This window comes from Clostridium tyrobutyricum DSM 2637 = ATCC 25755 = JCM 11008 (assembly GCF_000359585.1).
GTDB lineage: Bacteria > Bacillota > Clostridia > Clostridiales > Clostridiaceae > Clostridium_B > Clostridium_B tyrobutyricum.
The window spans coordinates 108,986-122,808 of record NZ_APMH01000005.1 but is presented as its reverse complement, the minus strand read 5'-3'; the positions used below and the strand labels follow the sequence as shown (position 1 = coordinate 122,808).

The 13,823-nt window shown below is 36.5% G+C and carries 15 protein-coding genes; 1 reads left to right on the top strand and 14 read right to left on the bottom strand.

Translation table 11 applies throughout. The features are described 5' to 3' along the window. Position 1: 1 nt before the first annotated feature. The 14 genes from J418_RS0104435 to J418_RS0104370 form a co-directional block, all read right to left on the bottom strand. Positions 2 to 223 (bottom strand): hypothetical protein, encoded by a 222-nt coding sequence (locus J418_RS0104435; RefSeq protein WP_017894888.1) that lies wholly within the window; start codon positions 221 to 223, stop codon positions 2 to 4. After that, a complete protein-coding gene (locus tag J418_RS0104430; RefSeq protein WP_017894887.1) occupies positions 216 to 1,592 on the bottom strand; it encodes a DEAD/DEAH box helicase in 1,377 nt (458 codons plus the stop codon). The genes J418_RS0104435 and J418_RS0104430 overlap by 8 nt, the downstream gene beginning before the upstream one ends. After that, positions 1,570 to 2,037 carry an HNH endonuclease gene (locus J418_RS0104425; protein ID WP_017894886.1) on the bottom strand — a complete coding sequence of 156 codons (468 nt, stop codon included), beginning with the start codon at positions 2,035 to 2,037 and terminating at the stop codon, positions 1,570 to 1,572. The genes J418_RS0104430 and J418_RS0104425 overlap by 23 nt, the downstream gene beginning before the upstream one ends. Further along, positions 2,015 to 2,299: a VRR-NUC domain-containing protein gene (locus J418_RS0104420; protein WP_017894885.1), complete on the bottom strand. Its 285-nt coding sequence runs from the start codon at positions 2,297 to 2,299 to the stop codon at positions 2,015 to 2,017. Before J418_RS0104420 ends, J418_RS0104425 begins: the two co-directional genes overlap by 23 nt. A 220-nt stretch (positions 2,300 to 2,519) precedes the next feature. Further along, a complete protein-coding gene (locus J418_RS0104415) occupies positions 2,520 to 4,883 on the bottom strand; it encodes a virulence-associated E family protein (RefSeq protein ID WP_017894884.1) in 2,364 nt (787 codons plus the stop codon). Beyond that, a complete protein-coding gene (locus J418_RS0104410) occupies positions 4,880 to 5,314 on the bottom strand; it encodes a DUF7768 domain-containing protein (RefSeq protein ID WP_017894883.1) in 435 nt (144 codons plus the stop codon). Before J418_RS0104410 ends, J418_RS0104415 begins: the two co-directional genes overlap by 4 nt. Position 5,315: 1 nt before the next feature. Further along, positions 5,316 to 6,089: a phage repressor protein/antirepressor Ant gene (locus J418_RS0104405; protein ID WP_017894882.1), complete on the bottom strand. Its 774-nt coding sequence runs from the start codon at positions 6,087 to 6,089 to the stop codon at positions 5,316 to 5,318. Positions 6,090 to 6,197: 108 nt separating this feature from the next. Further along, the gene (locus J418_RS0104400) at positions 6,198 to 8,147 is read right to left on the bottom strand and encodes a DNA polymerase (RefSeq protein ID WP_017894881.1); all 1,950 of its coding nucleotides are present in this window, start codon (positions 8,145 to 8,147) and stop codon (positions 6,198 to 6,200) included. A 76-nt stretch (positions 8,148 to 8,223) separates the two neighbouring features. Continuing rightward, a complete protein-coding gene (locus J418_RS0104395) occupies positions 8,224 to 8,772 on the bottom strand; it encodes a DUF2815 family protein (protein WP_017894880.1) in 549 nt (182 codons plus the stop codon). Beyond that, positions 8,750 to 9,919 carry a DUF2800 domain-containing protein gene (locus tag J418_RS0104390; protein WP_017894879.1) on the bottom strand — a complete coding sequence of 390 codons (1,170 nt, stop codon included), beginning with the start codon at positions 9,917 to 9,919 and terminating at the stop codon, positions 8,750 to 8,752. Before J418_RS0104390 ends, J418_RS0104395 begins: the two co-directional genes overlap by 23 nt. Further along, positions 9,912 to 10,253 carry a hypothetical protein gene (locus J418_RS0104385; protein WP_017894878.1) on the bottom strand — a complete coding sequence of 114 codons (342 nt, stop codon included), beginning with the start codon at positions 10,251 to 10,253 and terminating at the stop codon, positions 9,912 to 9,914. The genes J418_RS0104390 and J418_RS0104385 overlap by 8 nt, the downstream gene beginning before the upstream one ends. After that, positions 10,246 to 10,452 (bottom strand): hypothetical protein, encoded by a 207-nt coding sequence (locus J418_RS0104380; RefSeq protein WP_023625436.1) that lies wholly within the window; start codon positions 10,450 to 10,452, stop codon positions 10,246 to 10,248. Before J418_RS0104380 ends, J418_RS0104385 begins: the two co-directional genes overlap by 8 nt. Positions 10,453 to 10,567: 115 nt before the next feature. Continuing rightward, the gene (locus tag J418_RS0104375) at positions 10,568 to 11,104 is read right to left on the bottom strand and encodes a sigma-70 family RNA polymerase sigma factor (protein ID WP_235807089.1); all 537 of its coding nucleotides are present in this window, start codon (positions 11,102 to 11,104) and stop codon (positions 10,568 to 10,570) included. A gap of 414 nt (positions 11,105 to 11,518) precedes the next feature. Then, positions 11,519 to 13,387 carry an ImmA/IrrE family metallo-endopeptidase gene (locus J418_RS0104370; protein WP_017894875.1) on the bottom strand — a complete coding sequence of 623 codons (1,869 nt, stop codon included), beginning with the start codon at positions 13,385 to 13,387 and terminating at the stop codon, positions 11,519 to 11,521. A 200-nt stretch (positions 13,388 to 13,587) separates the two neighbouring features. Between J418_RS0104370 and J418_RS0104365 the strand changes: the two genes are divergently transcribed. Beyond that, positions 13,588 to 13,797: a helix-turn-helix domain-containing protein gene (locus J418_RS0104365; RefSeq protein ID WP_017894874.1), complete on the top strand. Its 210-nt coding sequence runs from the start codon at positions 13,588 to 13,590 to the stop codon at positions 13,795 to 13,797. Positions 13,798 to 13,823: the final 26 nt, after the last annotated feature.

Below are 13,823 nucleotides of genomic sequence, written 5' to 3'. Positions count from 1 at the left end.
TTTACTTGTCCCCCTCTAGCCAAGGCATTTTGCCATTGTAATAAGTATCAGAAATGCTTTTTTGAACTGCCTTATCTAGTGAAGCAATACGAGCATTTGCTCTATTAATACTTTCCTCTTGCTCCTCTTCAGTTTTGAAGAATGAACAACTATTATTAGCACACTGTATATCGTTAAGGATTTTACACCTATTGTTTTTATTTGCAAAGCAATTTTTATTCATAAGTTTTGCCCTCCTTTAACTTAGCCTTTACTGCAGCTATTAAATCTGATTGTACTTTTTCTTTTCGTTTTAAAGCTCTTATTATATCCTCATCAATAGTCCCTTTAGTAATAATATGGTGGATAACAACTGTTTCATTTTGTCCTTGTCTCCACAGTCTTGCATTGGTTTGCTGATAGAACTCTAAGCTCCAAGTAAGCCCAAACCATATAAGAGTTGAACCTCCTGCTTGAAGGTTTAGTCCATGTCCTGCTGATGCTGGATGAATTACTGCTGCTTCTATTTCACCATTATTCCAATCCTTAATATCTTTTGAAGTTTTTATTTCACGAACCTTAAACCTCTTTTTAATTCTTTCTAAATCATGACTAAACCAATAAGCCACAAGCACCGGCTTTCCATTTGCTGATTCAATTAAATCTTCCAGTGCATCAAGTTTTTTATCATGTATCGTAAAAACTCGCTTGTCCTCACCATACACAGCACCATTTGCCATCTGACAAAGTTTATTTGATAAAGCTGCAGCATTTACAGCATCTATTTCTTCACCTTTAAGGGATAAAACCAAATCTTGCTTCATGCCATCATAAGCTTTGCGTTCTTTTTCTGAAAGTGTTACAACAACCTCATTTATAACACATTCCGGCATTTTCAAATAATCTGTGCTTTTCATAGAAATGGTAATATCAGAAATGAGACGGTATATTGCATCTTCAGCACCAGCTTTTGGTTTATAACTAAACACCATCTGCTGATTTCTTTTATCTGGATCAAAGAAGTTATTACGGTAATGAGTTATGAATCTTCCCAATCTTTCACCCATATCAAGAAGCCTAAACTCTGCCCATAAATCCATTAATCCGTTACTGCTTGGGGTTCCTGTAAGTCCTACAATACGTTTTACTTTAGGTCTTACCTTTAATAGGCTTTTAAATCTTTTTGCCTGATAAGACTTAAATGATGATAACTCATCAATTACAACCATATCATAGTCAAATGGGATGCCACTCTCATTTATCAGCCAGTCCACATTTTCACGATTAATGATGTAAATACCAGCTTTCTTATGCAAGGCTCTAATTCGTTCCTCCTTATTACCAATTGCAATAGAACATCTTAGATTATTTAAATGCTCCCATTTATCGCACTCCTGTTTCCAAACATTAAGGCCTATTCTCAAAGGGCATATGACAAGCACTTTTTGAACTTCAAAGCTGTCATATAGCAGATCATTAATAGCAGTCAATGAAATAACCGTTTTTCCTAATCCACATTCTAAAAACACTGCTGCCACAGAATGCTCTAAAATAAATTCACTTGCATAATCTTGATAGTCATGCATAAAATCACGTTTTAATAAATCTGCCATCTTTTCCACGCCCCTTTCTAGCTGCATGAATTTTGGCATGTTTACTTTTTGATAAAACTTCTAAATTATCTAAATTATTGTTATGATGATTAAAATCAATATGGTGGACTTCTTCATTTGGAAGTAATTCTCTACCAGTAGCTTCTTCCACGATTTTTCTATGAATTTCCTTACCATCAACTTTTGCATTTTTTTCATTTAAACCAGTCCATCTATAAAAATCTACACTACATTTATGTGAGCAAAAATCATGCTTAGTTCTCTTTATATCAGATTCCTTTTTTAAGAATTCCTTCTCACACCAGTCACATTTGACAAGCACCTTTTTGCTCTTGAATTGGTAGCTGCACTCTTTACAGCAGAAAAAATGTTTATTTCTATTTTTATGGCTCATTCTATGCATTATTACGTTTCCACACCAATCACATTGAATTTTTAATTTCACTTAAAACCCCTCCAATCTGTTCTGCATCATCTATGCAGTAAACCAAAAAGCCTAACTGCTCCAGCTGCATTTTTCTATTTACTTGCAGTGGTCTCATTTTCTTACCTTTTGCCTTTAATTCAACAAAGGCGAACCTGCCCTGTGGTAAAAGTACTAGTCGGTCTGGCACTCCATCAAATCCAGGGGATACAAACTTAGGAGAAATGCCGCCCATCTTTTTAACTGCTGTTACAAGTTTATTTTCAATATATTTTTCAAGCATAAATGCCTCCCAATTTTTAAATTAGAACAGGAAAACAAATTTGAACTAATTTCCTATACGCGCGTATACATACACCTGCACACGCTCACTCTTTCTTTTTTATTATTTTTTGTTTATATAGGTTTCAACTTGTTCCACCTATTCTAAATAGCTTATTTTTCTTTAATTCACTAGCTTTTTTAAGTGAACCAATTTAGAAACAAAGTATAGTACAACCCTACTAACGTTCCTTTACTCTGGAATAAGCACGCTGCTTTCCATAGATAGGGAAATTACTTGTTCCGTTTTTGTTCCCACAGTACTTGTTCCAATCACTAATTTTTCTCATAATGGCTCCAATAGAATAAGAATCTGCTGTTTTCATAGAAGATGCATCTTTGCCAAAACACTCACACCAAATTTCCATGTTGCAGACAAGATTTCGTTTTACAGTACCTACACGGGTGCCGCCACCAAATTCGCTGCCCCCAAGGAAATTTCTACGTTCGTATAAAGACATTGTGCCCCAATCCTCTGGCAAAAGAATATCAAGATAAGTACGCACCAAGCCTTCGCGCTCATCGGTTTCCATGGCATCAGCTTGTTCACCACTGGCAAGAATAGCATCATCACCTTCGAGATAGAGTTTTTCACCTTGTTCATATAGATAAATAGCCTCTGCCCAAATCTGCTGCACTTCTTCAGTAGTAATTTGCCATGACTTTTTAACAGAATTGCCACTGATACGAACTGGCCAAAATCTGCGGTTGCCTGAAATATCTCGTAAAAAGCCATTTTCAGCATTAGTAGAACCAACAATAACGCACTGTCTTGGATGGTTTTCTACATTTACTCCATAGCTTGCTCTATATTTATCATCTACTCTTGAAATAAAAGATTTAACAATTTCAACATCTGTCTTACGCATTCCAGCAAGTTCACCAAGTTCAAGCATCCAATATCCCTGCAGCTTTTCTGGACCTGCCTTATCTTTCATATCTGTAATGGTTAAACTATCTGAAAACCATTCTCCAGCTAGTTTTGCAAAGAATGTAGATTTACCTATACCTTGTGGCCCATTTAATATAAGTACGCTGTCAAATTTTATTCCTGGTTGATAAATGCGTGCAACTGCCGCCACCATTGTTTTCCTAATTACTGCTTTTGTATATGTGCTGTCAGCTGCTCCAAAATAATCTATCAAAAGAGTTTCTACACGGGCCACACCATCCCATTTGGGCAAATTATCAAGATACTCCTTGATGGGATGATAAGCTCTTTCCGCAGCAACTGCCAGCACAGCATCTTTTGTTTTAGTAGGAGCATAAATTCCATATTTACTACTTAGATACACCTTTAAAGATGCGTTATCTGAATCATTCCAGCCGTACTTAATTTGCTTCCAAGGTAAACCACCTTTGGCATCTATACCATCACGATGGCAGTTAAAAGCAAGTGACTTTAATCCGTCATCATTACGCAAAATCAGCACAATATTATCCAGAGCGCCCTTTACTTTACCTTGCTTATCAAGTTCTAAAGCAGTCTGCCAATCATCCTCTGAAAATTCCTCTTCTGCCTGTGCTTGTCTTTCTTTTGCAAATTCTGCTTTTACTGCAGTATCCTTAATTGCAAAATCACACATTGACACATAAGACGGTAGTTTACTTGCAGCTGTATTTACAGCCGCCTTATCATCAAGAGAACCAAATTTATGGATACGTACAAGGTCAAATGCATTTAGAAGTAAACCACTTGCAGGGTCTGTAGCATGATGGCTGTATGCAAATTTATCATCATAAATAATTACACCTGCACTGCTGTCAGCAGGAATATAATCATAGCGGCCTTCAATTGCAGATGGCGCATAAACATCATTTAAGAATTTTTCAATTACATCACGAATTGAATAAGTACGGCAGAATGTTCCTACTACACCTTCCTTTAAAAGAGGATCTGCTTGTTCTTTTAAACTTCTTTTAATAATTTCAGATTGACGTGAAGATACTGGCCAGGTAGTGGTATCTTGCCAATTATCATATTTGGCAAGATATAAATCTGGATCAAGTAATGCTCCATCATTTTCTTTATATACAAATACACCATTTGAAGATGTGGAAGGCCAGTACATAAGACGTTCTGCCTCATAGGTTGTATCATCAAAAAGGTCAATGCCTATTTCTTTTGCCACCATACGAGCAACAGCTGCATACTCCTCCTCACTAATTTCACGAGCAAGTGGAATGATTAGACGAAGTCTTGGATTTTCTAGTGTATGTTTATGGGTTGAATGCATACAGCATTTAAAATCAAAAAGCATTATAATTTGCTCCCATATATCTGCTGCTGCATAATCCATATCTAATGTTAAAATAGAACGGCAAAGCACATGCCCTTTCTTACGTCTGCCCTCCCTTAAATAGCCACCCACAAATCCACCCACATCTTTAATATCATCTTGCTGTCCTCTTTTTAGTTTGCGGTATTCTTCTATGGTTTCTGTTGTTTTTTGCGTGGTCTTTACACGGGAGCAAAAATCCTTCCATGAAATATCTGTGTTTTTCCACTTTTTATCCATACGGCTATTACCAACTGCAATTTTCATAAGCTGTCCACCTCCTGTAACTTCTCATTGAAATATCTAATTAACTGTTTGCGTTTCTTTGCCCTTTCAATTTCTTGTGCCATCCCATTTGATATAGTATTTCCAAATACCCATAGTTCATTGCATTTGCCAAGTAAAACCATATTCATGAACATAGCTAATTCCCTCTCCTGTGGAATGTCATCATTCATAAACTGAGGAAAAAGCAAATGTGGAGCAAGTGGGATACGATTCATCTCCAATGCAAACCTGCAGAAAGCACGTGCCTTTTTTACATTAATTTCAATATTCCCTGAATAGGTCGAGCAAATATATACAAGAGGCTTAAAAACAGAGTTTTTTTCTGTCTTTAAACCTTTGATAACATTTGTAATTGCAGCATAAGGAGTTGGGTCATAATAACCTTCGGAATTAAATTTATTAACTCCCATACTACTTAACCTCCCCTAAGTATCGATTAATAAAATACTGCTGACCTTTGCCTGTAACTTTTGTTGTTTTTGAAATTGTTACATGACCATCCGAATGTGTAATTGCTGTTTCTTTAACTTTAAATAAACCTAATTCCATAGCCATTTGCGTTGGAGCATTATAATCTGTTCCTTTACGTTTTATAAGGTATCCTTCTTGACGCAAGCGTTCAAACAAACGGTTTTGTCCAATATCAAGGCCATTGCCTTTAAGAATTTTAGCAAGTTCCCCTATAAGCATTGTTCCATCTGATACCGATACTGCATCAGCAAAGACAACCTTAGGCTTATCCTCTGTTGCTTGTACTTTTAAGCACTCTTTTTCTTCTCTTTCAGCCTTAAGTGCAGTCAATAGCTTTATCCATGAATCTGGATCATTCATAATTTCTTCCATCTTCTGTGTTGTGATATAAGCACCATGCTTACGAATAGAAGGTAAAACTTCATCAAAAACCCATCCTTCAAAACGGTCTGCAGCAGGTAATTTGCTGTGAGTTATAAGACGGTATAGATTTCCTTCATCTATAAACTTAGCCTGCTGAGTTCTTCCAATATTGTCGATGACCGAACGAAACGTTACCCCATCTTCACGGCAGTGATCTTTAATTGCTTTTTGGGGATTTGTGTAACCTAATGATGCTGCAATATCAGTTCCACAAAATATTACCTTTCCATTTTCTTCAATGGTTCTAACTGTACCAAACTCTGGATTTTTAAAAATTTGTATTTCGCTCATACGAATACCTCCGTTAAATTTATTGAGGAAATATTCCTCTGCCTATAAGCGAAAAACTAAACATAATCGAACCCCTAAATATTGAAAACTTTTTATTTCTCTTGTTCCTTATTCCTTTTTATAAAATCCACATTCATAGCCATCAGTATTAAGAATCAGTCCTTTTGCCCATGCTGGTGTTTCACTCATAATCCTACATACTTCTTCTGCAGAAGATTTCCCTACTGGAACTTCAAGAACCACTTCATCATGAACGTGCATTACAATTTGAAATCCATGAGCAGATAATCTAAGCATTGCCTCAGCTAAAATATCACGGCTAATTGCCTGAACAATATTCTCTACAAACTTAGGACCATAACTTTCTATTCGTTCCCATTTTTTCGTACCACCAACACCTTCATAGGTAACAGACTCACCACCAAATCTGTTCTCTCCAATAAGAGGTTTCACATAGGCAAGCCTTCTTCCACTTGGCAGCTTAATAAATAGAATTCCGCTTTGATAAAAAATTCCGATACCATATATCCCAATTGGTTGTTTCGTTTTTACTACAGTTTTTACTGCACGGTCTATCCCCCACCAAAGAGAAGTTATATTAGGATTAGAATTTCTCCACGCATTGACGATAGGTTTTAACTCATCTTCAGCAAGTCCCATTTGAACTGCGCCCATAGCTTTAAGTGCTCCTACTGATCCGCCATAGCCTAAGGCTAATTCTGCTATTTTACCTTTCTGCCTTAAATGCCCGTTAATACCATTTTTCTCAACAGGAACATTAAACATCTGTGATGCTGAGGCACAATAGATATCTCCACCACCTGCAAATATATCCATTCTCCATCTCTCACTAGCAAGCCATGCAATAACACGAGCCTCAATTGCTGAAAAATCTGCTACAATAAATCTACTCCCATGCCTTGGTATAAACGCTGTTCTAATTAATTCTGATAATACATTTGGAATGCTGTCATATAGTAAATTTAAAGCTGTAAAGTTTCCGGATTTCACTAAAGAACGAGCCTGCTTTAAATCTGGAAGATGATTTTGAGGCAGGTTTTGCACTTGGATTAGCCTGCCAGAATATCTTCCAGTCCGATTTGCACCATAAAACTGAATTAAACCTCTGGCTCTGCTGTCACTGCAAACCACATTTTCCATTGCTGTATATTTATTTACGCTGCTTTTTGCAAGCTGCTGTCTAATTGAAAGCACCTCATGTATTTCTCCATCTGTATCTTCAAGTAACTCCGAAACTACTGCCTTGGAAAGAGAATCTGTTTTCATACCTTGCTCAAGAAGCCAATCCTTTAATTGTGCAGGAGAATTAGGGTTTTCAAGACCTGTCAACTTCTTTGCTTTTTCCATATTTTCTGCTTTGAATTTTTCATCGCAGGAAATTGCCTGTTTTACAAAATCCATATCAAGATTAATACCACGGTCATTGATTATCTGGTCTAAGTGGTAATTCTTCCGCTCGCTCTTTGATACAGGAAATTTAGATAATTTATTTTGTATCGCCATTTCTGTTTCCACATCACGCTTGTTATAGGAGATGAAAGTTTCCCATTTTTCTATGTCATGCTGTGGTAAATTACGAGTACGACCCCCGTTAGATTTTGTTGGGGTGCAGGGAATGCAAAAATACTTTATTAAATTTTTACCTTCTGATAATTTTTGTTTTTCAAGACCTAATACCGCTCCAACACCCTCAAGGGATAATGGAAGTCCTAGAGTTGCTGACCATACCATGGTGCAGTGCCATGACTTTGGTGAAAGGTAAGTACCTGTTGGCATACCAAGCCACTTTGATAAGCATATTCTTTCAAACTGTGCATTGAATGCAGATTTAATTATTGAATCATCCGTAAGTGCTGATATGATTTCCTGTGGAATTTTCTCACCCTTAGCAATGTCAACCACCTGTACCTCACCACTATCCACCGAATATCCAAACAGAAGAATATCAAAATCCTCGCTCTCGGCATAATGATATACACCTGACTTTTGAAGATTGACACTGGAAAAAGTTTCAATATCTATTGAAATATGTTTCATATATACCATCCTTTCAAAAGCAAACAAGGCAGCAGAAAATATCCTCCGCCACCTCATCTCCATAGTTATTTAGTTCTTATGCTAAAAAATCATCGTCTTCCACAGCAGTGAAATCATCAGCTGCATTTGTTCTGCCGCCTAAAAGCTCGCCATCCTTAATCTTTTGAATATTGCCAAGTCCACAGGCAACACCCTTGTTGCCATTACTGTTGAAAGCATAGAAATTTAAAGACACTCTTGCATAGCAGCCACTATACACTTCATTGCGGTCAAGGATAGGTCTTACTGCCTTATCCACAATCTGAGGTGCAGTTATACTATTTGCATTTACAAAATAATGTCCTTTGTATGCCTCATCATCACGCTCAATGTCTCCATCCCTTAAAGGCAGTTTAATAGCAGCTTTATTTGGCTTTTTACCACCGAACTTTGCAATACCCTCTTCAATTGCTGCATCTATTGCTGCATTAACAGCGTTTATAGTTTCCTTATCTGACTTTGGGATAAGTACTGATACACTGTATTTTTCAGAACTTCCATTAATTGATGCCGGCTCCCAGCCGTGAAAGTAGCTTAGACGTGTATTTACACTTGTAACAACCTTAGTTTTGCTTTGATTTATCATAATTTTCATCCTCCATAATTTCATTAAATTCATTTTTTGCGTTTGATGTATTTATAGACGTTCTTTTATCTGTAATTGGAACCAGTATCGGCTTTCCCGGTGGTTTATATATGAGGTAACCGAGAATTTTCTCAAATTGCTTCTTACCCATAAGTTTCTGCATTTCAGTAATGGTGATAAGTCTTTGATGGTAGATATCTTTATATCCATTTGCCTTAGCTGCATCTGCTACAGCATTTTCATCTTTATACTTGCGATTAGATCGACCTTCTACTACTTTAAATCCACTCCACTGTTTACCATGGTTGATGGCGGCATCTGTGACATATGCCATAATTTCATTTGCCCATTTAGTTAAGTCAGGTATCTTATGAAGAATTTCTTCTACCTCCATATCCGTTAAAAGTGGTGGAAGCATGAATTCAGCCTTTGCAAGTTCCAATTTTGCCTCTGCTCTTGCACGACATTTTACTGATGCTTTACAAAAAGTACACCATTCTCCAGGTAGGTATTCTCCCTCACCATTTATAGCCATCTGAGCCTTTGGCTTTAGTTCATTTTCTGCCCAATCCTTTAATTCTTCCACTAAAATTGTCCATGTACTAATATTTTCCCTGCGTGGTTGAAATATGGTCATGGATACTTCCTTAATATCATAAAGACTATCAAAAATCTCTAAAGAACCTAGTGCATATAGTTTCATTTGAGGGTTGTCTACTGCATCTACCAAAACTCCCATGCCATATTTAAAATCAATAATATGGAGTTTCTCATCACCAATAATAATGCAGTCAGCTGTGCCAAATCCCTGTGGTACATAAGAAGAAAAATCCAGCTTCTGTTCAATAAGTACCAGTGGATCACTGCAGCTTTGTTTTGCTATTTCCAACTGCTCCATTACAAAATCTACATAAGCATCGCTGTGTTCTTCCATTTCATCAGTGTCATAACTTGATACTGGTCTTTTACTCCTCATCCTAAGTGCTTTACGAAGTTTATGCTCACAAAGAGCATGGGCAGCAGTACCTTCAGCAGCTGCTGTGCTTTCTTTATCTTTATCTTCAAATTCAAGTTCCAGTCTTGCCGATGGCAGGCAGTTGAGCCACCTATGTGATCCTGATGCAGAAAGTATCGCATGACTACCCATCTATAAGTCCCTCCGCATCTTTCAAAATATCAGCATAATGCTTAGGGTCAACCTTACTTAGCTTTGCCGCACCGTATTTCTGAATAATTTCACGCACCCCTGCAGTCATTCCAGCTTGACTCTTTTCTGCAAGAACAGCCCTTACATCCTCAAGCTTAATTTTCTTATTAGCTGACTTTGCTGTTTTCTTTGGCTCTGACTCTTTAACTGGAGTAGGCTTCTTATTTTTATCTGCAGGTTCGCTTTCTGCCATTGCATCACAAACAGCCTGCAGGCTGTCTGCCAAAGAGCGAATATCTGAAACCACATCAAGTAACAATTTGATTTTACTCACGGCTTTCACCTCCTTTAAGTTCATGGATTTCCACAGTTTCAACCGAGTCACCCGGTGTAAGCACAAGTACATTCACTTTTTCACCGAAAAGAAAATTTAATAATCTTTTGCGGATTTGCTTTGTACAACTCTCAATAACAGGATTAGGGTTACCACTTGGTTGCGCAATGTTGATACATACTTTATGTTTTAAACTCATAGCTTTTGCTCCTTTCTGAAGGGTTTTATTTACCCATCTGTCCATATGCAAAAATCTTAAGGGAATCGAACCCCTTTTTTGAAAACTTTATTTAGGGGGATTTTACCCCCCATTTTTAGATCTTTTTACGAAGATTATCATAAATCTTTTTTAAACGATTTCTAATAGCTGCTTCCGTAACACCTGCTTTAGCTGCAATAGAAACGTTAGTTTGTTTTTCATAAAATACTTTTTGTATTAATTCCTTCTGCTTAGGCTTTAGGGTTTCAATTGCAGCTCTTAGCCTGTCTATCTTTTCTTTATGCTCTGTTTTCTCAATAGATTGAATAATACTTTCCAATGGATTTGAATCATTATCAACTAAATATGGATTGCGGTCAGCTGAATTTTCTTCTTTTTCGTCACAATAAGCATCCATATGCACTGGCACATGGTACTTCTCACGTCTACCCCCATTGTATTCTTCATCGTCAAAGCTATGTAGAGTAGCAATTATAGCATCTGTGACTCCATTCTCATTTGGTACAATTTTTATTGCCTCTCCATTAGCTGAGTAATAAATATAATTTGTTCTGTTCTTTTTGCTTGTTTTGTAATTTCTTAACATAAGCGCATCCTTTCCGCCGAACTGCATTGGCAACAAAGGATACAAAAATAAGTCTGTGCCAGAAGTACACAGACCCTTTTATCCTGAAAATGAGCGCAACAAGGGAAGGTACTTCTATTGCACCACCACAGTCCTTGCGGACTGGATCGAGACAATATGATGTATCCTTTGCCCTTATTGCAAATCAGGCATTTAATATTTTTTTGTAGACGGGAAGCGGTTGAATTTAGCTACTTACGAAGAACCTTTCCTCCATCTATTGTTATTGTAAGTTATAATTAGTTTCTAAAAACGGACACTTCTATGCCCGTTTATTGCCATAAAAAAGCTATGATTTAATGAAAAAAGTGCATAAAAAAAAAGACCGTATACACAACTACAATAATAAGTAACTGTATATACGGTCATGATTTAAAATAGAAAAAACGGACATCCATATGTCCGTTCCTCCTAAAAAAATTATAAAGGCTCTACATTGTGCTCAGCTAAAAAGCACCTTATTTCATCCATGGATTTACCATAATAATATATAAGTACAAATCTATACCATCTATGATTTTCATCCCCCATAGATAACGTAAATGGAGATTTTTCAATAATGTGAAAACTAATCTCTGGTGGTAAATGCATTGCTAGACAAATTGATAACAAAGCATTTAATGAGCCCTTAGATTCACCCTTAAAAATTCGTCTTAGCTGGCGTTCGTCCATAAGAACTTTCTTGTTTAGTTTCACAAAAGTAATTTTCCTCCATTTTCTTAATTTATCTAAACAATCAAGGTAGTTATTGGAGAGCAAATCATACATTTTTGCATTCTCTGCCATTAATTCTTCTAAATACTTATTCTGCTTTTCCTTGGTTGAGTTCTCGTAGCCATTACAGTATTTTATCTCAAAATCAATAGCAGATGATTCATCCCTGTTAAGAAAACACTCACTATTATATTTTTCTCTACAACCAGCTTTAACTGATAAAACGAATACCAAGCAGCACTCATCCATATGATTTAGCGCATAATTGGTTAATACTGCAAAACCATTCTCATCTTGTGTTAAATATTTGGGATGATTTAAAACAAAATGTGAATCCACATATTGATAAATCCCTTTTACCCCAATATCTCTCAGTTGAGGATTAATTATGCTTTCAATCGCAGCATCTATTACACCTATTGAAAAAGTTTGATTTCTTTGCAATGTACCTTTTTTAAATCTATGCGGCTTAACATAATGACCATCTATGTAGGTGAAAGTCCCAATAGCCTCTTCATATCCGGCATCAATCATACGAATTTTAGCTGCTAACCTTGACACACAGAAGAATGCTGCCAATGCATCAATAACTGGTTCCATTACATCTATAAGTTTAGATGTTCCAAGTTCAGTTCTAAACTGCTTGATAAATTCAAATGCCTTGGTCTTAAACATAATCAACGGCATTTGAATCCTTGGTGCAAGTGCATTTGCCTGCCACTCCATCCAGTCAGCTGCATCTCTAATGTTATCTTTTATACCGCCTACTACTTGACACTTAATTTTACTAGCACTGCTGTTATATAATCGCTCCAATTCAAATGCTTTCCTATGTTTGTCCCAATGAACGCACTCGTGCACAATGGTGTTATTGACTGACCCAAGATTACGAAGAAAGTACGCTTTAGGATCTACGAATATAGTACGGGCATCGACATGAGTTTGTACCATTTCATCGCTGTTTTTATCATAAAATTCTGCATCACAGTCATGAAAGTATATCTGTCCAAAAACAGAGAAATCCTTTGTAATCTCTCTCATTTCCACGACAAGACCCATTTTTTCTGCTAACACTTGTGGTTCAACTGCAATCGGGGTTTTTAATGCTTCAGGGTAATGTCTTCTAAGGAAGTCTGTAGCAACAGATTCTAGTTGTTCCTTATGAATGATAGGGACAAGGGAGTCCGACATAGGTTTGGGCTGCTTATTTTTGCTGGTATACTCAGTTATACTGGAGATGGCAAGATCATCCAAATTACAATCTAAATCTCCTGAGCATTCCACCATAAACCATTGCCGGCAATTTTCTGATTCATCATAGTGATAATCTGACTCTCGGACTTCAAATTCAGCTTCCACAGCAACATCAAATTCTATTTTCATGTCTGGTAAATCATTAACAGACACATACTTTATTTCTATATCTGACAATTCTATGCCACCGATATTTCTAATTCTATATAGCCTTAAGTCTAAGTCATCGTAGTTATCCCCAGTGTAACTTTGTACGGTAGCAAACATCTCATTATAGAATCTTTCTGCCACATACTCTTTAAATGAACGATTACCCGACAAGGCACTCCCCCCTCACCCATTTAAAAATATATTTTAATAGATTTCTTTAGTTATGAATACTAATCCATAGGTAAATTATAGCATATGTTACACCTATCTCAATGTTTATTTTGCATTCATGAATTTTAATTGTTACATCGCTAATTTTGTGATAAACTTTATTTTGTAACTAAAATGAGTAACTAAGGCGAGGTGACATTATGTCCATAAGTTATAAAAAGCTTTGGAAACTTCTTATAGATAGAGGCATGAAAAAGAAAGACTTGAGGGAAGCAGCTGGTATTAGTACGGCTTCAATGGCCAAGCTTGGCAAAAATGAAAATGTTAATACTGACATTTTAATAAAAGTATGTAAGGCTCTTAACTGTGATATTTCAGATATTATGGAAATTGTTGATAATAAGGACTAATGGGATTTTGTTCACTAAGGAGGTAG

Excerpts from the sequence above, each read along its gene's own strand:
- J418_RS0104435 (WP_017894888.1), bottom strand. The coding sequence starts at position 223 with ATGAATAAAAATTGCTTTGCAAATAAAAACAATAGGTGTAAAATCCTT.
- J418_RS0104430 (WP_017894887.1), bottom strand. The coding sequence starts at position 1,592 with ATGGCAGATTTATTAAAACGTGATTTTATGCATGACTATCAAGATTAT.
- J418_RS0104420 (WP_017894885.1), bottom strand. The coding sequence starts at position 2,299 with ATGCTTGAAAAATATATTGAAAATAAACTTGTAACAGCAGTTAAAAAG.
- J418_RS0104415 (WP_017894884.1), bottom strand. The coding sequence starts at position 4,883 with ATGAAAATTGCAGTTGGTAATAGCCGTATGGATAAAAAGTGGAAAAAC.
- J418_RS0104410 (WP_017894883.1), bottom strand. The coding sequence starts at position 5,314 with ATGGGAGTTAATAAATTTAATTCCGAAGGTTATTATGACCCAACTCCT.
- J418_RS0104405 (WP_017894882.1), bottom strand. The coding sequence starts at position 6,089 with ATGAGCGAAATACAAATTTTTAAAAATCCAGAGTTTGGTACAGTTAGA.
- J418_RS0104400 (WP_017894881.1), bottom strand. The coding sequence starts at position 8,147 with ATGAAACATATTTCAATAGATATTGAAACTTTTTCCAGTGTCAATCTT.
- J418_RS0104395 (WP_017894880.1), bottom strand. The coding sequence starts at position 8,772 with ATGATAAATCAAAGCAAAACTAAGGTTGTTACAAGTGTAAATACACGT.
- J418_RS0104390 (WP_017894879.1), bottom strand. The coding sequence starts at position 9,919 with ATGGGTAGTCATGCGATACTTTCTGCATCAGGATCACATAGGTGGCTC.
- J418_RS0104380 (WP_023625436.1), bottom strand. The coding sequence starts at position 10,452 with ATGAGTTTAAAACATAAAGTATGTATCAACATTGCGCAACCAAGTGGT.
- J418_RS0104365 (WP_017894874.1), top strand. The coding sequence starts at position 13,588 with ATGTCCATAAGTTATAAAAAGCTTTGGAAACTTCTTATAGATAGAGGC.